Source organism: Arenimonas sp. (genome assembly GCF_044348765.1).
In the GTDB taxonomy this organism is placed as follows: domain Bacteria; phylum Pseudomonadota; class Gammaproteobacteria; order Xanthomonadales; family Xanthomonadaceae; genus Arenimonas.
Map to the genome: position 1 here is coordinate 1 of NZ_JBIKSE010000026.1, position 23,644 is coordinate 23,644.

Sequence of the window (23,644 nt, forward strand, 5' to 3'; positions counted from 1 at the left end):
GTGCCGAGTATTCCGCCGCCGACTTTGCCCAACAGTCCGCCGAGCAGTTTGCGGCCCATCTGCTCGACGTATTGGCCGGTCATGCCGACACCGAGCGTGGCCGCGAAGTCCTTAATGTGCTCACGATTGAGTTCATAACCGTGGGCCTTGCCGATGCTGTACACCATCTTCATCTGCAGAGGCAGAATGGCCATCGAGGCCAAGGATTGCGGCAATAATTCCAGCGCACCGTTGAGGATGGAATAATTCAGCACCGATTTATCCAAGGCGGCGCCATCGACCGACGGACCGGACTCCAGGGGTACGGCAATCAAGGGGACGTCGGCCAGAGCGTCGGCCTCTTTGGCAAAGGATTGTGCCTGCGCGGCGTCGATCTGCAGCAGGCCGCACAGCTTTTCAAGGAACCCATTCTCAGCGGCGCTGCGCGCGCCATCGGCATCACAGACGCAGACCGCCATTTCATAGGCCAGCTGCCGGCTTTCATGGCTTTCCAAGAGACCGGCGCACTGTTCCAGCGAGCGCCGCTTCAGAAGTACATCCTGATAGAGTCCGGGCATGTTAATGCTGCCGTCCGGCACCAGGCCCTCCGCAATCTGTTTGATCTGCTCGCGTTCCCGCGCATCCTTGCTGCCGTCGGCGAAGGCGGCATGCAGGCTGATGGCGAGCAGGGCCTGCTGTTCCTGTGAAGTCATGGTCGTGCATCCGGCGTTGAGTTGTACTCAGTGTCGGATGGCCCGGGTTAACTGGGCGTGAATGTCGGCGGGAAAAGTGCTGCCTGCCTTAGTGGTTATGGGCAGTTTCAGCTGCCGCCACAGGTGGCTGTTTGGCGGCGGTGAATTCAACAGCCCGTTTGCCGGCTTTCTCGAAAACCAGAGTGATGCTGACTTTCTGGCCCTCGGCAATCGACTTTTTCGGTGCCATCAACATCAGATGATAACTGCCCGGTTTGAGTTGCACGCTCTGGCCGGCCGGAATCACCAGACCCTCGGTCAGCTGGCGCATCTGCATGACGTCACCGACCATCTTCATTTCGTGGATTTCCACGCGTTCGGCAGCTTCGCTGCTTGCGGAAACCAGGCGGTCCGAGGTTTTTCCTGAATTGCGGATCTGCACGAAGCCACCAGCGACTTTTGCATTCGGCGGCGTGGCCCTGACCCAGGCATTGTTGAAGACCAGAGAATCAGAAGCCTGTGCGCCGGTAACCAGAACGAGTGTGAGCAGCAAAGAACCCAGAAAATGAAGACGCATGGTTAAACTCCGCGAATGAGATATCTTATTTTATTCCATCAGGCGCCGATCGACTTGATTCAACGCAACAAGCGCCCGCCATCCACGGCCAGAATCTGTCCGGTGCAATAGGTCGCGTCTTCAATCAGAAACCGGACCGCTTTGCAGATTTCGTCCACATGGCCGATGCGGGCCAGAGGCGTGATATCGAGGATGGCCTGCTTCTGGGCCGGCGTCTTGCCAGATTCCGGCCACAGAATCGCGCCCGGCGCAATGCCGTTGACGCGCACTTCCGGCGCCAATTCCAGTGCCAGGGATTGCGTCAGCATGCGTTGTGCGGCTTTGGCCATGCAATACACCGTATGTTTCGGCTTCGGGCGCTCGGCAAAGATATCGAGCAGATTGATGATGCAACCGTTGTTTTGCGCCAGATGCGGTGCGGCCGCTTGGCTCAGGAAAAACGGGGCACGGGCATTGGCATCGAACAGCGCATCCCAGTCGGCATCGCTGCCGCTACCTATGGGGGTGGGAAAGAAACTGCTGGCATTGTTGATTAACACATCCAGGCGCCCGAAATGGGCCATTACCGCCGGTATCAGTGCGTCACGCGAGCTTGGATTGCCGAGGTTCGCCTGTAGGGCGATCGCGCTGTCCGGACGGCTCTGGTTGAAGTCCGTGCACAGCGCTGCGGCCTCGGCTGCTGAGTTCTGGTAATGCAGGGCGATGCGGTAACCACCGCCATGCAGGTCGGCAGCCAGCGCCGCACCGATGCGGCGGCCGGAGCCGGTAATCAGGACCACTGCGGAATCATTCGTCATGAAGGCATCTCGGTTCAAAACAGGACACAGACAAGGTATCCTGAACGGGCATCAATGACCAGTGAAAGCCCGCATGGAATTGCCCCGTCCTTCCGAAGAAGCGCTCACTCACAGCGCCCGCCTGACCGACATCATCCACCAGGCCATTGCGCTCGAGCAGGGCGTGATTCCGTTCGCGCGCTTTATGGAGCTGGCTTTGTATGCGCCGGGTCTGGGATATTACAGCGCTGGGGCCCGCAAATTCGGGGCCGAAGGCGATTTCGTCACTGCACCCGAGCTCGGCGGCGGCTTTGCCTATGCCTTGGCGCATGCCGGAGCCGGCATTCTGGCGCAGCTTGAAGGCGAGGGCGTCTGGTTTGAGATCGGTGCCGGCACCGGCGCTCTGGCCGAAAAGACCCTGAAATATCTGAAGCAATTGGACCGGCTTCCGGCCCACTATTGGATCCTTGAGCCCAGCGCGGATCTTCGTGAACGGCAACACAAACATCTGCAGGCTAGTCTGCCAACGGAATTGTTCGCCCGTTGCGTCTGGCTTGACGCGCCGCCGGAGAACCCCTGGCAGGGCGTATTGGTGGCTAATGAAGTTATCGATGCTCTGCCGGCGACTCGCTTCATCAAGGAAGAGGGCGAGGTTTTCGAAGAATGCGTGGCACTGGATGCCAAGCAGCAGTTCGCGCGCGTAATGCGTCCGGCCGATGCTCTGGTCAGCGGCGCGGTGCGCCATCTGGAGCGTTACCTGCAGCGGGAGTTCGAGGCAGGCTATTGTTCCGAGTTGCTGCCGCAACTGCCCTACTGGATTCAGGCCGTGGCCGGCACCATGCGCCGCGGCGGCTTGCTATTCATCGACTATGGCTATCCGCGCAGTGAATACTATCTGCCCGAACGCCATGACGGTACTCTGGTCTGCCATTACCGACACCGCGCACATGGCGACTATTTCGTCTGGCCGGGTCTGCAGGATTTGACCGCCTCGGTGGATTTTACCGCCTTGGCCGAAGCCGGTACCAGTGCCGGCTTCCAGCTTGCTGGATACTGCTCCCAGAGCAGTTTCTTGCTCGCCAACGGGCTGACCGAGTACATCGCTACTTATGAAAACGGCATGGATGAAATCACACGCTATCGCGAAGGCCAGATGGTCAAGAAGCTGATTCTACCCGGCGAAATGGGTGAGCGTTTCCAGTTCATGGGTTTCGCCAAGGGAGTCGATTTCAGCACGGCATTCGCTCAGGGCGATCTGAGTTACCGTCTGTGAATCCGCTGCACTGGCGGTATCTATGGTTGGCGCTCTGGATCGCGGGTATGGCGATCGGAGCCTACCTGTCGTTGCGCGCTGGCATGATGCGTGAACCCGTGATTCCGCATTTCGATAAACTCCTTCATGCGCTCGGCTATAGCGTTCTGGCCATGCTGGCCTGTGGTCTGTTCGCGCCCGGGAAAACTCGCCGCACGGCATTGCTCTGGTTGCTGGTATTCGGTGCCCTGATCGAATTGGCGCAGGGCACCTTTGCCGTGAACCGGCAAGCTGACCCCTGGGACCTGGTGGCCAATACCGCCGGAATTGCATTGGCGGCCTTGCTATTCCGCTATCGTAATGTGCTACAAAGCATCGAGCAGTTCATCCGGAAATGATATTCAATGCTGGATTGATAGGTTTTTCCAGGACGGATCGGGATGCCAGGTCTTCATCCATTGCAGAAGTGCCTCAAATGGCATCGGCCGAGCAATGGCATATCCCTGGCCATGAGCGCACCCTATTTCCAGCAGAATTCGCCCATGCTCGAGAGTTTCCACGCCTTCTGCAATGACGTTACGGTTGAGGCTTCGGGCCAGATCCAGAATGCCCTTGAGAAAAATTACGTCTTCGGGGTTCTTGGTGATCCCGCGCACGAAGCTTTCGTCAATTTTCATGGTCTGCACAGGCAGCTTGCGCAGATAGGTCAATGAAGAATAGCCGGTTCCGAAGTCGTCCAGTGAAAATCTGACGCCAAGCTCTGTGCATTCGCGGATAATTTCGAACACGCGGTCAAGATCGTTCAGTGTGCTGGTTTCTAGTATCTCAAGTTCGAGCTGGCAACGTGGCTTGCCGCTGCAGTTGCCCAGTTGTGTCCGCAAATGTTCGACAAAATCGGATTTCTCCAGATGGCGTGCCGAAATATTGACACTGATGCTCAGCGCTAGATCATGCTGGCGCAGACGCCCGCAGTCGATCAGGGCCTGTTCGATGGCCCAGTCGCCGAAGGGAATATCAAGCATGGTGTTCTGGATGTCCGGCATAAAGGCGCAGGGTGTTAGTAGGCTGCGCTCGGGGTGGTTCCAGCGGGCCAGTGCTTCGAGGCCCAGAATCTCGCCGGTGGCCATGTTGACTTTGGGCTGGTAGTACAGCTCGAACTCGCCGGCTGCCAATCCCAATCTGGCACGCTCCAGATTTTCATTGTGCTTGCGCAGGTCGCGGTCGCAGGCTTCATCGAAGATTTGGAAGCGGTTGCGGCCGGCCCGCTTGGCGTGATACATCGCCTGATCGGCCTGGCGCATCAGCTGTCCGCTGTTGTATTCCGTGGCTTGCGGGTAAAAAGTGACACCGATGCTGGCACTTACCGACAGCGATAGCTCGCCATAGGGAATGGGCGAGGCCAGGCAGTCGAGGATGCGGTTGATGACCGGCAGCGATTCCTGTTCGGTGCTGATGTCGGTGATTACCGCCACGAATTCATCACCGCCGACCCGCGCTACGGTTTCGTGCACGCGCATGCAGCTGGCGATGCGTGCGGCGACGATGACCAGTATATGGTCGCCGGCTTCATGACCGTACTCATCGTTTATTTCCTTGAATCTGTCGAGATCGATGAAGGCGATGGCCAGTTTCTTACCGTAACGCTGGGTTTTGGACATTTCCATCTGCAGGCGGTCGGCAAGCAAGATGCGGTTCGGCAGGCTGGTCAGGCCATCGTAATAAGCGTTGTATTCGAGTAGGCGCTGCTGCTCCTTCTGTACACTGATGTCATTGAACAGGCCGATGTAATTGCTCGGATTGCCCTGTTCATCGAACACCGTGCTGATTGTCAGCTGCTCCGGAAACAGTTCTCCGGATTTACGGCGGTTCCAGATTTCGCCGCTCCAGTAATGTTCGGTCTTCAGTTTTCCCCACATCGCCTCGTAGAATTCTCGGCCGTGCTGCCCGGAGCTGAGGTGCCCTGGGGTCTTGCCGATGACTTCTTCGCGGCTGTAGCCGGTGATTTTGCTGAAAGCAATATTGGTCTCGATGATTTGCGCATCCAGGTCGGTGATGATGATGCCTTCATGTGCGCTGATGAAGACGTTGGCTAACTGCTGTACTTTCTGCTCTGAAAGCACCTCACGGGTAATCAGCTGGCAGGTGCCCAAGGCGCGCACAGCGTTGCCATCGACATCTCGTTCGAACTCCGCGCGCTCGCGGAGCCAGCACACTTCATCATTGACAATAATACGGTGCCGGACATCGTATTTATCGCCTTTAAGTGCCGCCCGCCATGCCTTGCCTACTGCTTCCTGATCATCGGCATGGATATGCCCGAAGAATAATGGCAAAGTCATTGGTGTATTTGGAGGGATATCGAAAATTCGGTAGATTTCGTCGCTCCACTGGAGACTGTCGCTGGCGATATCCAACGTCCAGCTGCCAACCCTGGCAACGGTCTGCGCTCGACGGAAATCATCCAAGGTCGCTTGTAGTGCGATGTTCAGCCGGTCTTGGGCTTTTCGGCTATCAACCAATTGCTGGTGCGCCATCGCCAGTTTCGGCAGGACGCCACCTCTGTCTTGGCTATAGCGGTACAGCATCGGATCGACCTTGTCGTTGCCCAGTTGTGCGATGCCCTCGAAAACCTGATGAATCGTCCCGCCCATGACGTGGTGCAGGCTGCGATAGATGCGCCAGATGTTGAACAAAAATAGAATTGCAGTGAACATGAGCAGATAACGCAGCTGGTCCGACTGCAGTTTGGCCTTGCGCACGTTCTGAATCTGATGGGCCTCGATGCGTTTGTTGAACTCCTGGATATTCCAAAGAACCAGAGCTTTGTTCCGATGGTATTCGGCATCATACAGCAGCGCTATGGCGGGGTGATGGGAGATGCTGAAATCATGTGAGCTCCTTTCAATCTGGAAAAAAACCTCTTTCTCCGTATCGGTGAGTCTGTCGCTTAGTGTCTGCGCTCGGTTGAGGAAAACGACATCCACCTGCCGCACCTCCAGCGTTTTGATCCGCTCATGTCGTGGCGGTTTTTTGATGGCAAGCCGGGTCTGCAAGTCCAAGCTGGGATTCCAGTAATACAGGCTGGCCTCAAGCGGTACCGCCAACAGGCCGTTGCTGGAATCAATCACCTGCAGGTAAGCGTTCAGGAAATTGCGGTTGCCGGTGATGGCATAGGTACGCGCCAGCCGTGTGCTAGTTTCCGTGGCGTTCAGTAGCTCGTTGGCAAGTGCATGGGATTGGATGAGTCGGTCATTGGCATCGTCCACCGTGTGTTCCAACTTGACATACAGGGTGAAAATCGTAACCAGTGCAGCACCCAGTAGAAAGGCTATCCAGAGGCCGCGGACGACCGGATTCTTCATGATCTGCTTGACCACTCAGGCCTCCTTGGCCGCGGCAATGGCTTCAATGCGTGCATTGCGTAGCGCTTCGCCGACGGCTGGCCCGGTCGGATTTCCGGAAAGATGACTCGCCCGTACCGACGAAGCTGCCTGGAAACAGCGTTGCAGCAAATCGCCATTGGTGTAGATATCTTCCGTCATGCCTAGACGGCCCCGTTTATCAGACTCGCATATCAGCGCCAGCTGTGCAACCCGCTCGGGCCGGCGGAACGCGTCGATCCGCGCTAGAAGATCATGCAGGGTTTCCGGACGCAGTTCCTGTAGCCGGTGCACATTCAGGTGCTCGCGGCATGCATGGGCCGCCATGGCTGCATACTCGCTCGGCACTTTCCAGCGTGTGCAGACCAGCTGTATCGGTATGAGTCCATGATGTTCATGTGCGATGTGTTTCGGCCACTGTTCCGCCGGAGTCAGGCCTTTGCCCAGATCGTGCAGCAGGGCCGCAAATCCGATCAGGGCATCGCCGGGCGCCAGACGCGCAGCCATGTCGCAGACCATTTCGATGTGCCGACCGGTATCGATTTCAGGATGGTGTTCCGGCCGTTGCGGTATGCCGTATAACACATCCACTTCAGGAAGCACTACGGCCAGTGCACCGCAGGCACGCAGGGTTTGGAGAAAGGCCGAAGGCGTCCGGCTTTCCAGGCCGATACGGACTTCCTGCCAGATCCGCTCCGGAACCAGATGGTCGACTTCTCCGGCAGCCACCATGTTCCGCATCAGTGCCTGGGTTTCCGGTGCGATTGAAAAGCCAAGATGGGCAAACCGTGCCAAGAAGCGTGCGGCCCGCAGAATGCGGACCGGATCTTCGGCAAAAGCCGGCGAGACATGCCGGAGCACGCGCGCTTTCAGATCGGCCTGACCGTTGAACGGATCGATGAGCGTGCCATCGGCATCGCGGGCGATGGCATTGAAGGTGAAATCGCGCCGTGCCAGATCCTGTTCCAACGTCACGCCCGGATCGGCATGAAAAACAAAGCCTTTGTAACCCGGCGCACTTTTGCGTTCGGTCCTTGCCAAAGCGTATTCCTCGCCGCTATGCGGATGCAGGAAGACCGGAAAATCGGCACCAACCGGGCGGTAGCCTGCGGCAACCATCGACTCGGGACTTTCACCGACCACCACCCAGTCGCGGTCCCCTGGAGCCAGTCCGAGCAGGGCATCGCGTACCGCACCGCCGACCAGATAGGATTTCATCGACGTTTCTTTTTCGCGGGCGCTTCAGTCGCCGCTGCCGGAGAGGGACAATGCAGCGGCACCGGTTTGAACCCGGTGCTGAAGTCACCGCTCAAGCGCCGACTGATCGGCATGACCGGCTGTTTCAGACGCCAATCGTAGATGACGCTGAATGACAGCACGCGTGGAATGTATTCCCGGGTTTCCTTGAACGGAACGGTTTCGATCCAGAAGTCGGCATCCAGGCTGCCACGCGCGGCCAGCCAGCGGTTCACCGCCGTCGGTCCGGCATTATAGGCCCCGATAGCTAGGTAGGCTTTGCCGTCATACGTATCGATGACCTCACGTAATGCCCCGGCCCCCAGCACGATGTTAACCTCCGGCTGGTAGAGCGATTCAGCGCCCTGCCACTCAATGGCATTGCGCACAGCGATGGCCTCCGCGGTCGAGGGTAGCAACTGCAGCAGTCCGCGGGCATTGGCGCTGGAGGTGACATCCGGCATGAAGATGCTTTCGGCACGCGCATGCGCGGTCAGCCAGGCCCGATCGAGTCTAAAGCGGGCACTGGCGGCACTGAACTCAGCGGCATATGGTGTGGCGAATCGCAGACCGTAATAACGCGGATTGAGCTCATTGGCCTCCAGTGAAAAGACGGCGCGGTCATACCAGCCGATTTCCTGCGCCATTGCTACGGCTTCGCGTTGTTGTTCGGCATTGAGATTTTTAAACGCGGCATTCCATTCCCAGATTGCATAACTGGCTTCGCCCAGTTGCCAGAGCCAGAGGGCACGTTGCAGTCCTGGGTTGCCGGCATGCAGTGTCGCCCGCTCCTTGGCCGGCATGCGTTGATCGAGGGGACAGAATGTATAGTCGGCACCAAGCCGGTCGGCCGCCAGCCAGCCATGGAAGTTGGCGGATTTGGCGGCCGCGGCATAAAGCGGCAATGCCTCATCGCGACGCCCCTGTCGTTCAAGTATGCGTCCCTTGAAATACTGCCAACGGGCCTCCTGCTGCTGGCTGGGAAGCAATTGCGAAAAGGCTGTCAGCGTAAGGGCGTCATCATTCACGCTGAACCGGTAGCGCATGTACCACTCGCGCAGGTTGGCGCTGCGCGCCGGCTCGGGAAGTGCCTGATAGCGCGATTCGGCTTCCGGAAGATAATTGACCAGCGACCACAGGGCGATCTCATGCCGGACGGCCTGTGCTTGCTCCGGGGTGAATGCAAACATGCCGGCATTGGCATCGAGCAGTGCCATGGCCTGTGCCGGATCCTTGCGGGCCTGAGTGCTGTAACTTTTGGTCAGCACGCGTGTACTTCGGTCATCGCGCGGCAGGTCGGAAACATCCGCTGTTGCATCATTCAACACGGCCAGATAGCGCTTGGCCAGTGCAGCATCGCCGGTAGACATGGCCGCGATGACTTCTGGAAGCCGCGCTTCGGCATCATCCGCCAGCAATCGGTCGAAACGCTGCCAGACCGTCATGCCATCCAGTGTGCCGTTGATGCGCAGGTGCTCGAATACCTGCGCGCAGTGTCCGGGTGATTTGCTTTCTGTGCGCCACACGGCAAGTGCGGTTTGCTGCCATGCCGCATCCCGCTTCTCGGACTCAACCGCTAACAGGCTGGCGCAACGGCTGCCGGTACTGCTGTCTGGATACTGGGCCTGCCATTGTACGGACGCCGACCAGTCTTGGCGGCGGATCAACTCGCTACGCCATTGGCCGATCAGCCAGACATTGGCGGGATCTTCGGCATTACTGCGGATCACTACCGGTGGCAGGGCATTGGTGCTCATGCCCTGCTTGAACTGAATTGCCTCCAGCCAGGGCAGCAAGGGGTTACGCCGCAGATTCTGCCGTTCGGCTTCGGTCAGCACTCCTGATTTGGCAGCCAGGAAGGCACTCCGGAGTTCGGCTTCCTGTGGCGGTATGGTAGCCGCTGCGGCGGGCAGGGTGGCTGCGATTATAATGGTCAAGAGAGCGTGCTGCTTCCGGTGCATCGCGTTATTCCGATTTACGACGGCGTCAAAGGATAAGCATATGGCGGCTTGGTGGATATATCCAGTATTGGGCATCGCCGCCGGCCTGTTATCGGGATTGCTCGGCATCGGCGGTGGCCTGCTGTTGGTCGGAGCGTTGATTCTTATAATGCCTGCACAGGGCGTGCCGGAGGCTATTGTGGTGCCGGTTGCACTGGCCAGCTCGCTCGCCAGTATCGTGCTGACCGGCCTGTCCTCGGCCTATGCGCATCACCGCCGCGATGCGGTGTTGTGGTCGACCGTCTTGTGGCTGGTGCCGGGCATGCTGCTGGGGGCGGTTGTTGCCGGGTTCGGCGTGGTGCAGTGGGCAGGACCGGAATTGAGTTGGATCGTGGCCGGCTACTGCGTGTTGGTCGCGATGCAATTGTTTGCTGATTGGCCCGGTCCCCGCCCTGCCGGTCCGAAGACGCCTGCCGGTTGGCTCTGGAGCCTTGCCGGTGTTGTGATTGGTGCGGTTTCCGCCGTCGTCGGCATCGGTGGCGGCAGTATGACGGTACCGGCACTGATATGGCGTGGCGTACCAGCCGTGAAGGCCGTCGCCACCTCGGCGGTTTGCGGCGTATTCATTGCCCTGGCGGCGGCTCTCACCTACAGCCAGCTGCAGAATCCGCATCCGATGCCGGAATACAGCGTCGGCTATATTTATTTGCCGGCAGCATTGGGCGTTGCGTTGACCTCAGTGCTGTTCGCTCCCATTGGCGCGCGCTGGGCCCATCAATTGCCGGCGCCGGTACTCAAGCGTCTCTTTGCAGTATTCCTGCTGCTCATGGCGCTATCGCTGGCGTGGAAGTCCTGAAACCTCACTCTTGCTAGAATGAAGGTTGACATGATCATGGAATCGCGATGACGACAGTTGAACAGTATCTCAGGGCGGCCCGGCATGCCGTCACTAACGGAAACCCGTATCTGTCCGGACAAATCCTTGCTTCGGCACTCACGGTCCATCCGGAGCAGCCTGTGCTATTAACGGAAATGGCGCTGACCTGCCACCGTAGCGGATTAGTCAACGAAGCCGTTGACTGGTTCGAACGCGCCGCAGCGGCAGATGGCAGCCCGGCAGCCCGGACCAATCTAGCCAGCGCCCTGTGCGATGCGTCACGCTTTCATGAGGCGTTGTCGGCATTGTTACAGGCACGCCAGAATTCTCCCGGTGATGCATTCATGCATTTCTGTGCGGCGCGCGCATTGAGCGGGATGGGGCGCCAAGATGAGGCCCTGGTTGAAGCCGATGCCGCTGTCGCTGCTGACCCCGAGGATGCTGATTATCGTTTGTTGCGGGCGGATATCGCAGCTGCATTGGATTACCGCGAACACGCAGCTGCCGACCTTGATAGCCTGAGCAATCTTGTTCTCGATCCTGTCCGCGCACTGCAGATGGCTTCGCTACTTATGCGTATCGGGAGGTTCGAAACCGCACTGTCGCAATACCGGCTTCTGGCTTCACGCTTTCCGGAGTCGTTCGATGCCTGGATTGGACTGGCGCTTGCCAGCGAGCGTGCCAACGATTTGGAGGGATTCGCTGCGGCCTTGAACAGTGCAGAACGTCTTGCACGTACGCCATTGCAGCAGGAGTCGGTGAATCATCTGCATGGCAAGCGTGCATACCGCAACGGTGATTTCGGCAGCGCCTGCATGCTCATGGCTTCCGCCTGGCAGCTGGCGGATGCAGAGCCGCGCTGGAAATCCCAGATCGGTTTTGATTATGCCTTGAGTCTGGACCGGGATTGCCGCTTCAAGCAAGCCTGGAATGTACTCGCCGAGGCACATGCCATGCAGACTTCAGCGCATGAGGGGGTGGCGAGTTCGGAAGCGAGAACTGGATTCTTTCGGATGCTGCAGTCACCCGTGCCTGTGTTTGAAGGTCCGCGACCGATTCAGGACGGTCGAATTGATCCTGTGTTCGTGGTGGGATTCCCGCGCTCGGGCACAACACTCCTGGAACAAGTTCTGGATGCCCGCCCGGGGTTGCGGTCGTTTGATGAAAAGCCTTACTTAGTCAAGACGCTGCTGGAATTCAGAAGATCTGGATTGCGCTATCCGGAGGATCTTAGTCGTTTGGATACGGAGCGGATCAGTGCCTTGCGTAATCACTATTACGGACAAATTGACAAAGACATTGCGCCGGATGGACAGCGCCTGGTCGACAAGAATCCATTAAATTGGGTTTACCTGCCATTAATCCATTCGCTTTTTCCGCAGGCGAAAGTGCTTCTGGTGCTGCGTCATCCTCTGGACGTAGTTCTGAGCTGCTATATGCAGAATCTGCGGTCAACCGGCAATCTTTATAGTAGTGTGACCCGAATTACTGAACTCTATGTCGCGATGGCTGATTTCTGGCAGCGATTGCAGCCGGATTTCCACGGTGCCGTATTGACCACCCGTTATGAAGACATGGTCGCCGATCCGGAGACAGAAACCCGAAGGCTAGCCTTGTTTCTTGATCTGCCCTGGAGTGAGGGCTGGTTGGACAGCGCCAGCCATGCGCGCCGCAAGGGCATTATCAGTACGCCGAGTTATGCCCAAGTGTTGGAGCCTTTGAACAGCCGTGCCGTCGGACGCTGGCGGCATTACCGCCCGTATTTTGATCCGGAAATCATTGCGCGTCTGGCGCCGGCGGTTTCGGCCATGGGCTACTCTCTGGATTGACTGACGGCAGTTCGAGATCCAGTGCGATCGCCAGATGATCGGATCCGGCGGCGTTGTGGGTCTGGTATTGGCTGCTGTTCATGCCGCCGACCAGAATATGGTCAATGGGCCGCTTCGCGGCCCAGCTCGGGAATGTCGGCAGGCTGATCGGTGGAGGTGCGAGACTGGTGAACTGGAATAGTCGGCTCATTTCCGGTGCCAGCAGATCGCAGTTGAAGTCACCCATCAGCACCAGCCTTGGCTTGTCGGACAGTAACTCGGCAAGATATGCGATTTGCACGCGCCGCGCGCTGGCACTGAGGGAAAGATGAGTAATGGCGATATGCCAGGTTAAACCGTCATTGTCGTATTCCGCCAGCAGCACGCCCCGGCCTGGAATCCGGCTCGGCAGGACAAAATGTTCGATCCGAGACGGCTCCGGCCGCGACAGTAGGGCGTTGCCGGAGCCGGCAAAACGACTGATGCGACGGGTGGCTTGGTGCGAATTGAAGGGAAATCCGGCTTTTTCCGCCAGATAATCGGACTGGTTGGAAAACCCGGAGCGCAGACTACCCGGATCGCACTCCTGCAGGCCGACCACGTCGAAGGGCGCATAGGTCTCGGCCAGCGCATCGAGATTGCCACGTTTTCCATTGGGAAGAATATGCGACCACGAGCGCGTGACATACTCGCTATATGCCCGGGTGGTGGATCCGGCCTGGATATTGCTGCTGAGAAGTTTGAGCTGACGATTCGTCATGCGACGCCCCGCTGAAGCGGGGCCGGTATTTATTTTTTCGCAGCGGCCGGAAACGCGGAGCGCTCTTTGGCAATCAGGTACTCGGCCACTTTCAAAGACTCTTCATGGGATTTCGCCGTGATGCGGTATTTGCCATTGACGATCAGAGTTGGCGTGCTGTTGACGCCGGCGCGTTGCGCAAACTGACGGGCGCGGTTGACTTTTCCGGATACGGTGCTGCCGTTCATCACGTTCAGGATTTTCGCGCGGTCAACGCCAAGGCCGGCATAGACATCGGCGAATTCCTCGACGCTGGCAGTTTTCACTTTCTTGTCGATGAACACGGCCTTGAACACCGCGTCATGGGTGCGTTCCTGGACTTTCAGGGCTTCCGCGGCGAAAAAAGCACGGGCTCCGTTATCCCAAATGCCGCCGAAGGCGGCTGGAACGTAACGTAGTTTCACATCAGCCGGCAATGATTTTTTCCAGTTATTGACCAAGGGTTGGAACTGCGCGCAATGGATACAGGTATATCCGAACACTTCAGCTACTTCGATGCCACCGGTGCCCCAGGTGGGCTGAGCCGGATTCAGTACGACGTAATCTTTGCCCGCGACCGGCACGCCGGCCTTCAATTGGGCATCAATGGCAAGCGGGGCAAGCAACAGCAGACTGAAAACAAGACGACGGATCATGATAACTCCTTGGAGAAAAACAAAGCCAATAACAGCATGATGCTATCGGCTTGCTGAACGAATGCTATCGGGGATTACTTCGCAGTGGCTTTTCCAGCCTTGTGCAGACCCTGCAGGTAGGTCGCCAAACCCTGGATTTCTTCATCGCTCAGGCCTTTGGCGGCCTGCGACATGATGACATTGGCGTTCTTGTCTTTACCCCACACCGTGCCGGCCCGGAATTCGTTCAGACGCAGGCTGGTGTAATCGGCGTGTTGGCCACCGAGTGCGGGATAGGTCGGGCCAGGCATGCCTGCGCCGGCCGGGCCGTGACACGCCATGCAGGAGGGTACGCCGTTGGCGGCATTGCCGGAACGGTAGATTTTTTCTCCGACTTCATAGAATTTCTTGCCGGCATTCGGACCTTGTGCAATCACGGTTTCATCGGCCAGACCGGCAATGACTTTCTGCTGGCCGAAGTAGGCGCCGATATCACGCATGTCCTGTTCGGTAAGCGCTGCGGCCAAGCCGAGCATGATGGCATTGTTACGTTCGCCGGACTTATACATTTTCAGCTGGCGCCAAATGTACTGTTCGTGCTGGCCGGCAAGTTTCGGATACAGCGCGGTGGCGGCATTGCCATCTACGCCGTGACAAGCAGCGCAGGCACCGGCTTTGGCTTGGCCTGCTTTCGGATCACCGGGCTTGACCGGACCGGGTTCTACGGCGACGACCGGCGCCGGCACGGCCGCTGCCACGGCATCGACCGGAGCTGCCTCCGGATTTTCCGGAGCAATAGCCTGCTGGGCAATGGCGCCAGTGAATACCAAGGCGGTGCTCAGCACGAGGAGGTGGGAGAGCTTCATTGAGACTCCGAAAGCAAATGTGGTGGATTAAGCGTCGGGAAAACCCGTCAAGCGCTAATTATCCCAGTGTTTACGGGGTTCGGTCAATCCGTAACGGCGCCTTGCCGGAGAAACAAAGGGTAGAATAGGCCAATTCCTCCCGAAGCGGTCCCCATGGTCAATCCCTTAGCCCGCGCCGAATTCGTGCTCTCGGCCAATGCTCTTGCCCAGTTGCCGAAAGACAGCCTGGCCGAAGTCGCGTTTGCGGGCCGCTCGAATGCCGGAAAATCGACCGCGCTTAACGTGCTCTGCAACCAGAACAGTCTGGCTCGGACCTCCAAGACGCCGGGTCGTACCCAGCATCTGGTGTATTTCCGCATCACCGAGAATCGCTATCTGGTCGATTTGCCCGGATATGGTTACGCCAAAGTACCGATTGCCGTTCGTGATCACTGGCAGGCATTCATCACCCGCTATTTCCAGGTCCGTGAGCCCTTGGTCGGCCTGGTGTTGGTGATGGACGTGCGCCACCCGCTTCGTGATTTCGACCTGCAGATGCTTGACTATGCCTTCAAACGCAATATTTCCGTGCACTGCCTGTTGACCAAGGCCGACAAGCTGGGCCGCAGTGAACAGGCACGCACTCTGGCCTTGGTGAAGAGGGAGCTGGCCGGTCGCGCCAGCGTGCAGTTGTTTTCCGGCTCTGCCAAATTAGGTCTAGATGAAGCACGCGAGGTCGTTACAGGCTGGCTGATGGCGGCACCGATCGCCGAGGGACGCACGCATGGCTGATTCGAACTCCCCCCTGATTACCGGTAAAGACCAGCTGGTTGCTTTCCACGCTTCTGGTGCCCGTTCTCCGCAGGATTGGCGGATCGGCACCGAGCATGAAAAGTTCGGCTTCCGGCTCGATGATCTGCGCCCGCCGGCTTACGAGGGCGAACAGGGTATCGGCGCAATGCTGAAGGGATTGACCCGATTCGGTTGGCAGCCGGTCGAGGAAGGCGGCAATATTATCGCTTTGTTGCGCGACGATGCCTCGATTACCTTGGAGCCGGCTGGACAATTCGAGTTGTCGGGAGCGCAGCTGGAGAACATCCACCAGACCTGCAAGGAAACTAATCAGCATCTGGCCGAAGTCAAAACCGTCGGCGACGAGCTGGGTATCGGCTTTCTAGGCATGGGCTTCCAGCCGAAATGGGCACGTAGCGACATGCCGTGGATGCCGAAAGGCCGTTACAAAATCATGCGCGAGTACATGCCGAAAGTGGGCACGCTCGGCCTGGACATGATGACCCGGACCTGCACGGTGCAGACCAATCTCGATTTCGAAAACGAAGCCGACATGGTCAAGAAGTTCCGGGTGTCGCTGGCCCTGCAGCCGGTGGCTACCGCACTTTTCGCCGATTCGCCGTTCACCGAGGGCAAGCCGAACGGCTTCCTGAGTTACCGCTCCCACATCTGGACTGATACCGATCCGGACCGCACCGGCATGCTCGATTTCGTGTTCGAGGACGGTTTCGGTTTCGAGCGTTACGTCGATTATTTGTTAGATGTGCCGATGTATTTCGTCTATCGCGATAAGAAATACATCGACTGCGCCGGCCGGAGTTTCCGGGATTTCCTGAGTGGCAAACTGCTACCCCTGCCGGGCGAGCTACCGACGCTGGCCGACTGGTCCGATCATATGACCACTGCCTTTCCGGAGGTGCGCCTGAAAAAGTATCTGGAAATGCGCGGCGCCGATGGCGGTCCGTGGCGGCGGCTATGTGCCTTGCCGGCATTCTGGGTCGGCTTGTTATATGACACCGAGGCGCTGGACGCTGCCTGGGATCTGGTCAAGGATTTCAGCATGGCCGAACGCAATCAGTTGCGCGATGGCGTCCCGAAACAGGGCCTGAAGCTGCCGTTCCGCGCCAACAGCCTGCGCGAGCTGGCCATTGAAGCGCTCAAGATTTCGGCGTTGGGACTCAAGAACCGGCGCCGCCTGAACCGGCACGGCGATGACGAGGCACTGTTCCTGCATCCGCTGATGGAAATCGCGCTAGCCAACGAAACGCCGGCCGAACGCAAGCTGGCGCTGTATCATGGCGTCTGGAATGGCGATATCGATCAGATCTTCAAACAGTTTGCCTACTGATCCGCTGGTGTTTGTAGCGATAAAGGCGTAGGGTGGGGGCTCGCATGGATTTGTCCAGCTCAGCTCCCGCCCATGGCCAATCTGGCCACCCGGTTTCAGCTGACTTGCCCGGGATTCATTTCATCCACGATCTGAATCCGAGTGCGCCATGGCCCCGCCGCTGCAGACCTGCGTTGATACCCACCACTTCGATGGCATTGCCTACCGCATCCGGCGTCTGATTGACGGCAATCAATTCGACGATCCGGACGGTATAACCGAGGCGCTCGGTATTTCATCGGCGAGCTGGCCGCTTTTCGGCATGCTCTGGCCGTCGGGGCTGCTGCTGGCCGATCTGATTAGCCGTGAAACACTCGGACCCGGCAAAATCCTCGAATTGGGTTGCGGTCTGGGCATGGCCAGTCTGGTGGCCAATGCCCGCGGTGCTGATATTCTGGCGACCGACTATCATCCGCGTGCGGCGGTATTCCTGCAAGACAACAGCCGCCGCAATGCGCTGGCCGATACGCCGTTCCGACGCCTGGACTGGCGCGTTCCTGAACCGGATCTGGGTGTTTTCAGTCTCATCATTGGCAGCGATCTGCTCTATGAGCCGGATCATCCGGATTTACTGACTGCATTTCTGGTAAGACATAGTGACGCTGCGACGCGCATCATCATCGTTGATCCCAAACGGCGTCTGCATGTCCGCTTCCGCAAACAGATGGCTGCCGCCGGATTCGATTGCCACAGGGAAACGGGAAGCACGGTGCAATTGGCAGCTTACGGTTTCAAAGGTGTCGTGCAGCGCTTCTCCGGATTCAATCCGCCGCAGTGATGGCCTTCGCGGCTTCGCCGGCCCAAAGGCCATAGGTTACTGCGCTTGGATGAAAGCCGTCTTCGGCGATGAAGGCATCCTGCATCGGGAGATTGAAGCTCAGTAGACGGCACTTTGGCTGCGAACGAAGGCAGGCCTGCAATGCCCGGTTGAACTGTTTGGCGCGCGCGCCTAGCACCCAGCGCAAGGGTTGCGGCAGTGCCGGAAAATAATGCATCGGTGGCAATGGAGTGAACAGGATGCATTGGGCCGCGAATTTATCCCGCAACAGCGTGGCTAGCCGGTCCTGTTGACGCAGCCAGTCATCCAAAGATACCCCGCCGGTCACATCATTGACGCCAAGTGAAATCACCACGGTGTCGAAGGTCTCGGCCGCTGCGAGTTCCAGCATATCCAGACACTGACGGCTGTTACGCCCATTGGCTGCCCAGAGCTGCCAGATGACCCGGTGGCTATCGGCAAGCCGCTGTACCAGTTGCCCGGCCAGCGCCTGCTGCTGGCTTGCAACGCCGACACCGGCTGCTGCCGAATCACCCAAAACCAATAGCCGAAGCTCTGAACCGCCGCCGCTTTCGCCGCTGCGCGCCCCTGCGGCTTCCGGCAGACGCGGGGTAACCGCACGGACGTAAAGTCCCTGCAAAAGCAAGAGGGGCGTTAGCGGAAGAATCAGTAGTGGGTGCATGTGTTTTCAGGGAAGGGGAGATTGATCGACCAAGAGGATATCTCCGCGGCGGAATCCTTTGGCCACGGCCATGTCAATCAAGCGCTCACGCAATGCGCTGTCCATCGTCGGCGTGCGCGATAGCAGCCAGAAGTAGGAGGTATCTGGCCCGCTGACCAAGGCATACTGGTAATCCTTGACGTCGAGTTCGAACACCACATAGGCGCCGTAAAACGGGCCGAAAAAAGAGACTTTCAGATGCCCCTTGTCTTCACCGTCGACGAAGAACGCCTTACCGGTTGATTGCTTCCAAGTGCCGGATTTCGCCTCAAGGCCGCGGTTGACCACGGTGATGCCCCCGCCCTCGCGCTTACTGTATTCGGCGGTGACCCGCGACAGACCTTTTTCGAAACGGTGGTCGATGCGGGCGATTTCATACCAGGTGCCGAGGTATTTTTCGGCCTGGAAGTTTTCAACCGGTTTAATGTTGTCGGGCTTTCCGGTGCAGGCAGAAAGCAGCAGCAGCGCGGTGATTAGAAGTTTACTCATGGTGATCTTCCTGGCTGGTGGTGACGAAGCAACTGTATTCAATTTGCGCATATCCATTCCGTGCTGAACGCGACAAGGCGGATAAGACGGCGACCTTCAGGCTATGATGGCGGATTGCGATTTTAGCCGGGTATCAGCCAAACCATCGGCCCGGCAAGTAATATCATCTCTGTTTTTGATAAGCCAGATCGCTGGTTCGATTGTAGGCCCTAAGCCGGCGGCCGCTTGTGAATGGTTGCGGGCATCACCGCTCAGCAACACAAACGTGAGATGCAAGCAAAATTCACATAATTTTAACAAATTTGCCAACGCAGCCCATGTCGCGTTACCCGATCGCAGGAAACTCATTGGCAGCCGTCTACCGACTCGGTATGCTCGTAACTTGATGGGGACACTAGCTCCGATGAACAAAAACCGAACCGTGCGTCTGCGCTCATGGATATGGCGTGCTTTTGTCCAGAGTGCGTTGATTCCCCTATTATTGGTGGAAACGGTATTGATTGCCATTTATTTGCTCAGCAATGGCGCCATCCGCGATGCCCAGATTGAATACTTGCGTGAAACGGCTCGCAATGATCTTCGAGTGGTTTCGCGTCAAGAGTCACGGGTAATCGACCAGCAGTTGTCCGCTATCAGTGCATTAACCCGGATGTATGCCAGTGAAGTTGGCAGAGCGCTGAGTGATACCAAGACTGCGCCATTGACTGCAAATCTTGCATTGACCTCAACCGGCGTCTATTACAGTCCGAAAGACGATGGCCGCCCTGCCGTTTTCTGGTCTGCGGCCCACTGGAAAAACAACGGCCACGATCTGGACAAGCTCGCCAAGCTCGAGCATGTCGATGGCCTGATGCGGCAGATCAAAGCCGAGAATCCGCTGGTGGCGGCGATTTATTTGAACACGTGGGACAGTCTGAATTACATCTACCCCTGGTTCCTGACCCCGGAACAGTATGATCACAACATGCCGATACCGGAATATAATTTCTACTATCTAGCCGATACGAACCACAACCCGAAGCGCGAAGTGGTCTGGACCGATGTCTATGTCGATCCGGCCGGCCAAGGCTGGATGATGTCTGCCATTGCCCCAGTTTACCGGTCCGACTTCCTCGAGGGCGTAGTCGGTATTGATCTTACGGTCGGCAGCATTCTCAACGAGATCAGTAATCTTAAAGTTCCCTGGAAGGGATATGCGGTACTGGTCAGTGCGGAACTCAATATCATGGCCCTGCCCAAGGCGGGGGAAACCGATTTCGGACTGACCGAACTGACCGACTTCACCTACAGCGAGGCCGTCAGCCGTGAGTTGTACAAACCATCCGATTTCAATCTTGGCAAACGCGCGGACACCCGTAAGCTGGCGGAAGCCATGAAGGGCAGTCCGGCCGGCATCCAGGCCTTGAGTCTGGGCGGCCAAGCACATCTGGTGGCCTGGACCACTATTGAACAGACCGGCTGGCGCTTGATGACGGTAGTTGCGGAAGAGGACATCTTCGAGCAAACCAATGCCTTGGCGAAACGATTCACCCAGATCGGCTATCTATTGATTGCCGGTCTGGCATTCTTCTATCTGGCTTTCTTCACGTACATGTCGCTTCGGTCGCGATCCCTCAGCGCCCGACTGGAAAAGCCCATCATCGGTGTTTCCGGCATGTTGGACCAGATTGGAAACGGCCAATGGCAACCGTCTAGAGTTAATTCTGAAATCATTGAACTGGATGCGATGGCCGGACATGCTTCGGCCATGGGTCAAAGGCTCGGCCACAGTGAGGCCGAGCGGCAGCAGGCACAGCAGCGGCTCGATCTGGTGCTGGAAGGAACTACGGAGAGTATCTGGGAACAGGATCTTCGTGCCAATACCGTTAGCCTGCGTGGCCGCCTGGTCAAGCGCTTCGGACTCAGCGGCGAAACGGTCAGCGAAGAGGAGTTCCGCTCGCGCGGACATCCTGACGACCAGCCGGCGGTGCTGAAAGCCAAGCAACAGGCGATTGATGGTCTGCAGGATTTCTATTACAGCGAATACCGCTTCGCCGATGCTGCCGGCAATTACCATTGGCTGCTCAGCCGTGGGCGCGTGCTCGAGCGCGATCCGGTAACGGGCAAAGCCCTTCTGGTCGGAGGCACTCACCACGATATCGATGCGCTGAAGAAAACCGAAATGGAACTGCGTGAGGCCAGTATTGAAGCGCAGGCCGCGAGCGTGGCAAAGTCCCGCTTCATCTCCAGCATGACACACGAGTTGCGCACGCCGCTCAACGCTATCCAGGGCTTCGCGCAGCTGATGCGTATGCAGCATTCGCAGGGATCCGGCGGTAATGAGCCGGAGTATATCGATGAAATACTCACCGCAAGCAGCCATCTCAATCAGTTGGTTGGTGACATCCTTGAGTGGTCGAGTGCCCATGCCGAACAGCCCGCTCTCGATCTGAAGCCGGTCATACTGCGCGAGATGATGCTTTCTTGCGCCGACCTGGTTAGAGTTGAAGTCTTAAATGCCGGATTATCCCTGAATCTTGATCTGCCCGCTGACGAGCTCTGCGTCGCAGCAGATCAGCGTCGACTGCGCCAGGTCATCCTTAATCTGATTTCGAATGCAATAAAATACAATTCCCCCAACGGGCAGATCACCCTGACTTACCAGATTGTCGGACAGGACGTCCGTATCATCGTCAAGGACGGTGGCATGGGCATCAGTAGTGAACTGCAGGGCCAGCTATTCCAGCCTTTCCAGCGTCTTGGTCGCGAGAATACCGCGATTCTAGGCACTGGTATCGGCCTGTCCCTCTGCCGGGAGCTTGCCGGCCTAATGGGGGGGCGTATGGGCGTCAGCAGTCACCCGGGACTCGGCAGTAGTTTCTGGATTGAGCTTTCGATCTATGATGCTGCGGCTACGCAGCCTAAGCTGCTGTCACCGATAGACGCTGACGCACCGACCTCTGCCGCCTTGCCAAGGGCTCGCGTGATTTTTGTAGAAGACAATCCGGCTAGCCAGCTTTTGGTCAAAAAGGCGTTAGAAGATCTTGTCCAGATTGAAATCATCGCCAATGGTCCTGACGCGCTTTCGCGTATACTCGACGAACCGCCGGAACTGTTGCTGTTTGACTTCAATCTGCCCGGAATGAAGGGTAAAGAAATCCTGCGGGAACTGCGTGCCGACGCCCGAACACGGAAGCTGAAAATCATCGTGATTGGCAGTGTGTTTGGTGCTCACCACTTGCTGGATCTGGATGTTCAGGGCTTTCTCGGCAAGCCGCTCGATATTGTCGAGCTGCGTGGTCTAGTCAGTGCGATGTTCAATATCTGAGATTAAATCGATGCTCCCCGAACACCTAAAGAATGCGGCCGTTGTCCTGGTCGATGATACGCCAGCCAATCTACGACTGCTCGAGTCCAGCATGAAGGCATTCGGTCTAGGTAACCTGCGCGCATTCAGCGACTCTGCGGAAGCGCTAGATTGGTTGCAGCGCATGCCATGGGATCTTCTGCTGCTTGATCTGGATATGCCGGCACCGAATGGCTTCGATATTCTGGAAAGTCTCAGCCAGCGCAACCGTTATGTAGCGCCAATCATCATCGTCAGTGCACTGAGCCGACCGGAAGACCGCTACAAGGGACTCTCACTCGGCGCCAACGATTACATTTGTAAACCACTGGATTTGCCCGAAATACTTTTACGCATCCGTAACAATCTTGAGTTGGCTATGGCTAATTCGGCATTGCAAACCCAGCATAATCAGCTCGAGGAAGCTGTGCAGGTGCGAACATCCCAGCTGCGAAGCAGCTATCAGAGCATCATCAGCATGCTCTGCCGGGCCGCAGGATATAAAGAGAATGAGACCGGGGGTCATGTACTGCATACCGGCGAATACGCCGCGATAATGGCTCGGGCGATAGGTCTGTCTGAAGCGCAATGCCGCGATCTGCAATTAGCAATGCCTATGCATGATATCGGCAAGATTGGTATTTCAGATGCGATTTTGCAGAAACCGGGCTCGTTCACCGCCGAAGAGCGTGACATCATGAAATACCATACCCGCATCGGCTTCCATATCCTGAATGATCGTGCGGCAACGCCATTGACCCGCTTGACAGCGGAAATTGCGCTTTGCCATCACGAACATTGGGATGGCAACGGCTATCCGCAAGGGCTGGAGGGTGACGAAATTCCATTATCAGGGCGGATTGCCGCCATCTGCGATGTTTATGATGCTCTGCGTTCGGCGCGCCCGTACAAAACCGCATGGTCCGCTGAAGACACCCTAGCCTTTTTCCGTTCGCGCTCGGGCACCCATTTTGACCCTGAGCTAGTGTGTGCGTTCGAGCGCGTCTTCGACCAGCTCGAGGCCATCCAGGGAAGTCTGGCCGACCAGACCCCTGAGCGTTAGCGCACGTGATGGACTCCCCGATTTCAGATATCCTCAACAACCGCAGCCTGTAACGCTCTGTCCGGTGTCCGATTTCAGTTATGATGAGGGTCGGTTGACGCATTCCCTGGAACGGAGACGCTTTGATGGACAGACGTGATTTCCTGGCGGCCTCGGGCGCATCGCTCGGTGGTCTGATGATTCCCGGTTTCGGCCGGGCAGTGGCTGCTGAGGCCCTTCTGGAAACGATGGATCCGGCCCGCAAGAAAGTGCTGGCTGATATCGCCCTTGGCGCTGCCACCGGCGCTGGCGCCAGTTACTGCGACGTCCGCATC

20 protein-coding genes and 1 pseudogene are annotated in these 23,644 nt (G+C 57.6%); 10 read left to right on the forward strand and 11 right to left on the reverse strand.

Annotated elements, in window-relative coordinates; genetic code table 11:
* From ACIQ0Q_RS05675 to ACIQ0Q_RS05685, 3 genes are all read right to left on the reverse strand, one after another.
* Positions 1 to 692, reverse strand: a 692-nt coding sequence (locus tag ACIQ0Q_RS05675; RefSeq protein ID WP_395771977.1) for a TerB family tellurite resistance protein, incomplete at its 3' end; no start/stop codon positions are given.
* A gap of 88 nt (positions 693 to 780) precedes the next feature.
* Positions 781 to 1,248, reverse strand: a complete 468-nt coding sequence (locus tag ACIQ0Q_RS05680; protein ID WP_395771978.1) for a copper chaperone PCu(A)C — start codon at positions 1,246 to 1,248, stop codon at positions 781 to 783.
* A gap of 59 nt (positions 1,249 to 1,307) precedes the next feature.
* Positions 1,308 to 2,045, reverse strand: a complete 738-nt coding sequence (locus ACIQ0Q_RS05685) for a pteridine reductase (protein ID WP_395771979.1) — start codon at positions 2,043 to 2,045, stop codon at positions 1,308 to 1,310.
* A gap of 73 nt (positions 2,046 to 2,118) precedes the next feature.
* On the opposite strand from ACIQ0Q_RS05685, the gene ACIQ0Q_RS05690 reads away from it, so the two are divergent.
* Positions 2,119 to 3,297: a class I SAM-dependent methyltransferase gene (locus ACIQ0Q_RS05690; RefSeq protein WP_395771980.1), complete on the forward strand. Its 1,179-nt coding sequence runs from the start codon at positions 2,119 to 2,121 to the stop codon at positions 3,295 to 3,297.
* Complete coding sequence (locus ACIQ0Q_RS05695) at positions 3,294 to 3,674, forward strand: VanZ family protein (RefSeq protein WP_395771981.1); 381 nt, start codon at positions 3,294 to 3,296, stop codon at positions 3,672 to 3,674. Before ACIQ0Q_RS05690 ends, ACIQ0Q_RS05695 begins: the two co-directional genes overlap by 4 nt.
* 3 nt (positions 3,675 to 3,677) lie before the next feature.
* Here the strand turns inward: ACIQ0Q_RS05695 and ACIQ0Q_RS05700 are convergent, their stop codons facing one another.
* From ACIQ0Q_RS05700 to ACIQ0Q_RS05710, 3 genes are read right to left on the reverse strand one after another with little or no spacing between them, the layout of a single operon-like run.
* A complete protein-coding gene (locus ACIQ0Q_RS05700; RefSeq protein WP_395771982.1) occupies positions 3,678 to 6,653 on the reverse strand; it encodes a putative bifunctional diguanylate cyclase/phosphodiesterase in 2,976 nt (991 codons plus the stop codon).
* Entirely contained in the window at positions 6,654 to 7,874 is a 1,221-nt protein-coding gene (locus ACIQ0Q_RS05705; protein WP_395771983.1) for a multifunctional CCA addition/repair protein, read from the reverse strand.
* On the reverse strand, positions 7,871 to 9,829 hold the full coding sequence (locus tag ACIQ0Q_RS05710; protein ID WP_395771984.1) for a transglycosylase SLT domain-containing protein: 1,959 nt from the start codon (positions 9,827 to 9,829) through the stop codon (positions 7,871 to 7,873). Before ACIQ0Q_RS05710 ends, ACIQ0Q_RS05705 begins: the two co-directional genes overlap by 4 nt.
* 64 nt (positions 9,830 to 9,893) lie before the next feature.
* On the opposite strand from ACIQ0Q_RS05710, the gene ACIQ0Q_RS05715 reads away from it, so the two are divergent.
* A complete protein-coding gene (locus tag ACIQ0Q_RS05715) occupies positions 9,894 to 10,688 on the forward strand; it encodes a sulfite exporter TauE/SafE family protein (RefSeq protein ID WP_395771985.1) in 795 nt (264 codons plus the stop codon).
* A gap of 47 nt (positions 10,689 to 10,735) precedes the next feature.
* The gene (locus tag ACIQ0Q_RS05720) at positions 10,736 to 12,538 is read left to right on the forward strand and encodes a tetratricopeptide repeat-containing sulfotransferase family protein (RefSeq protein WP_395771986.1); all 1,803 of its coding nucleotides are present in this window, start codon (positions 10,736 to 10,738) and stop codon (positions 12,536 to 12,538) included.
* Here ACIQ0Q_RS05720 and ACIQ0Q_RS05725 read toward each other — a convergent pair.
* From ACIQ0Q_RS05725 to ACIQ0Q_RS05735, 3 genes are all read right to left on the reverse strand, one after another.
* Positions 12,486 to 13,277 carry an endonuclease/exonuclease/phosphatase family protein gene (locus tag ACIQ0Q_RS05725; protein WP_395771987.1) on the reverse strand — a complete coding sequence of 264 codons (792 nt, stop codon included), beginning with the start codon at positions 13,275 to 13,277 and terminating at the stop codon, positions 12,486 to 12,488. The genes ACIQ0Q_RS05720 and ACIQ0Q_RS05725 overlap by 53 nt on opposite strands.
* A gap of 29 nt (positions 13,278 to 13,306) precedes the next feature.
* Entirely contained in the window at positions 13,307 to 13,951 is a 645-nt protein-coding gene (locus ACIQ0Q_RS05730; protein WP_395771988.1) for a thiol:disulfide interchange protein DsbA/DsbL, read from the reverse strand.
* 74 nt (positions 13,952 to 14,025) lie between these two features.
* Entirely contained in the window at positions 14,026 to 14,796 is a 771-nt protein-coding gene (locus ACIQ0Q_RS05735; RefSeq protein WP_395771989.1) for a c-type cytochrome, read from the reverse strand.
* A gap of 153 nt (positions 14,797 to 14,949) precedes the next feature.
* Here ACIQ0Q_RS05735 and yihA point away from each other — a divergent pair, with 153 nt between their 5' ends.
* From yihA to ACIQ0Q_RS05750, 3 genes are all read left to right on the forward strand, one after another.
* A complete protein-coding gene (gene yihA / locus ACIQ0Q_RS05740; RefSeq protein ID WP_395771990.1) occupies positions 14,950 to 15,567 on the forward strand; it encodes a ribosome biogenesis GTP-binding protein YihA/YsxC in 618 nt (205 codons plus the stop codon).
* The gene (locus ACIQ0Q_RS05745) at positions 15,560 to 16,915 is read left to right on the forward strand and encodes a glutamate--cysteine ligase (protein ID WP_395771991.1); all 1,356 of its coding nucleotides are present in this window, start codon (positions 15,560 to 15,562) and stop codon (positions 16,913 to 16,915) included. Before yihA ends, ACIQ0Q_RS05745 begins: the two co-directional genes overlap by 8 nt.
* Before the next feature lie 148 nt (positions 16,916 to 17,063).
* The gene (locus ACIQ0Q_RS05750; RefSeq protein WP_395771992.1) at positions 17,064 to 17,732 is read left to right on the forward strand and encodes a class I SAM-dependent methyltransferase; all 669 of its coding nucleotides are present in this window, start codon (positions 17,064 to 17,066) and stop codon (positions 17,730 to 17,732) included.
* On the opposite strand, the gene ACIQ0Q_RS05755 is transcribed toward ACIQ0Q_RS05750, so the two are convergent.
* Together ACIQ0Q_RS05755 and ACIQ0Q_RS05760 are read right to left on the reverse strand one after the other, a co-directional pair.
* Positions 17,716 to 18,414: an SGNH/GDSL hydrolase family protein gene (locus ACIQ0Q_RS05755; RefSeq protein ID WP_395771993.1), complete on the reverse strand. Its 699-nt coding sequence runs from the start codon at positions 18,412 to 18,414 to the stop codon at positions 17,716 to 17,718. The genes ACIQ0Q_RS05750 and ACIQ0Q_RS05755 overlap by 17 nt on opposite strands.
* Before the next feature lie 6 nt (positions 18,415 to 18,420).
* Positions 18,421 to 18,942: a lipocalin family protein gene (locus ACIQ0Q_RS05760; RefSeq protein WP_395771994.1), complete on the reverse strand. Its 522-nt coding sequence runs from the start codon at positions 18,940 to 18,942 to the stop codon at positions 18,421 to 18,423.
* 403 nt (positions 18,943 to 19,345) lie between these two features.
* Here ACIQ0Q_RS05760 and ACIQ0Q_RS05765 point away from each other — a divergent pair, with 403 nt between their 5' ends.
* The 3 genes and pseudogenes from ACIQ0Q_RS05765 to ACIQ0Q_RS05775 form a co-directional block, all read left to right on the forward strand.
* Complete coding sequence (locus ACIQ0Q_RS05765) at positions 19,346 to 22,249, forward strand: ATP-binding protein (RefSeq protein WP_395771995.1); 2,904 nt, start codon at positions 19,346 to 19,348, stop codon at positions 22,247 to 22,249.
* Between the two features lie 10 nt (positions 22,250 to 22,259).
* On the forward strand, positions 22,260 to 23,330 hold the full coding sequence (locus ACIQ0Q_RS05770; protein WP_395771996.1) for an HD-GYP domain-containing protein: 1,071 nt from the start codon (positions 22,260 to 22,262) through the stop codon (positions 23,328 to 23,330).
* A 125-nt stretch (positions 23,331 to 23,455) separates the two neighbouring features.
* Positions 23,456 to 23,644: pseudogene (locus tag ACIQ0Q_RS05775) on the forward strand (TldD/PmbA family protein); the annotation flags it as partial.

What these genes read in the sequence shown, in the direction of transcription:
- ACIQ0Q_RS05680 (WP_395771978.1), bottom strand. Translation starts at nt 1,248, where the DNA reads ATGCGTCTTCATTTTCTGGGTTCTTTGCTGCTCACACTCGTTCTGGTT.
- ACIQ0Q_RS05765 (WP_395771995.1), top strand. Translation starts at nt 19,346, where the DNA reads ATGAACAAAAACCGAACCGTGCGTCTGCGCTCATGGATATGGCGTGCT.
- ACIQ0Q_RS05715 (WP_395771985.1), top strand. Translation starts at nt 9,894, where the DNA reads ATGGCGGCTTGGTGGATATATCCAGTATTGGGCATCGCCGCCGGCCTG.
- ACIQ0Q_RS05690 (WP_395771980.1), top strand. Translation starts at nt 2,119, where the DNA reads ATGGAATTGCCCCGTCCTTCCGAAGAAGCGCTCACTCACAGCGCCCGC.
- ACIQ0Q_RS05745 (WP_395771991.1), top strand. Translation starts at nt 15,560, where the DNA reads ATGGCTGATTCGAACTCCCCCCTGATTACCGGTAAAGACCAGCTGGTT.
- ACIQ0Q_RS05770 (WP_395771996.1), top strand. Translation starts at nt 22,260, where the DNA reads ATGCTCCCCGAACACCTAAAGAATGCGGCCGTTGTCCTGGTCGATGAT.
- ACIQ0Q_RS05730 (WP_395771988.1), bottom strand. Translation starts at nt 13,951, where the DNA reads ATGATCCGTCGTCTTGTTTTCAGTCTGCTGTTGCTTGCCCCGCTTGCC.
- ACIQ0Q_RS05750 (WP_395771992.1), top strand. Translation starts at nt 17,064, where the DNA reads ATGGCCCCGCCGCTGCAGACCTGCGTTGATACCCACCACTTCGATGGC.
- ACIQ0Q_RS05760 (WP_395771994.1), bottom strand. Translation starts at nt 18,942, where the DNA reads ATGAGTAAACTTCTAATCACCGCGCTGCTGCTGCTTTCTGCCTGCACC.
- ACIQ0Q_RS05705 (WP_395771983.1), bottom strand. Translation starts at nt 7,874, where the DNA reads ATGAAATCCTATCTGGTCGGCGGTGCGGTACGCGATGCCCTGCTCGGA.
- ACIQ0Q_RS05735 (WP_395771989.1), bottom strand. Translation starts at nt 14,796, where the DNA reads ATGAAGCTCTCCCACCTCCTCGTGCTGAGCACCGCCTTGGTATTCACT.
- ACIQ0Q_RS05755 (WP_395771993.1), bottom strand. Translation starts at nt 18,414, where the DNA reads ATGCACCCACTACTGATTCTTCCGCTAACGCCCCTCTTGCTTTTGCAG.
- ACIQ0Q_RS05725 (WP_395771987.1), bottom strand. Translation starts at nt 13,277, where the DNA reads ATGACGAATCGTCAGCTCAAACTTCTCAGCAGCAATATCCAGGCCGGA.
- ACIQ0Q_RS05720 (WP_395771986.1), top strand. Translation starts at nt 10,736, where the DNA reads ATGACGACAGTTGAACAGTATCTCAGGGCGGCCCGGCATGCCGTCACT.
- ACIQ0Q_RS05685 (WP_395771979.1), bottom strand. Translation starts at nt 2,045, where the DNA reads ATGACGAATGATTCCGCAGTGGTCCTGATTACCGGCTCCGGCCGCCGC.
- yihA (WP_395771990.1), top strand. Translation starts at nt 14,950, where the DNA reads ATGGTCAATCCCTTAGCCCGCGCCGAATTCGTGCTCTCGGCCAATGCT.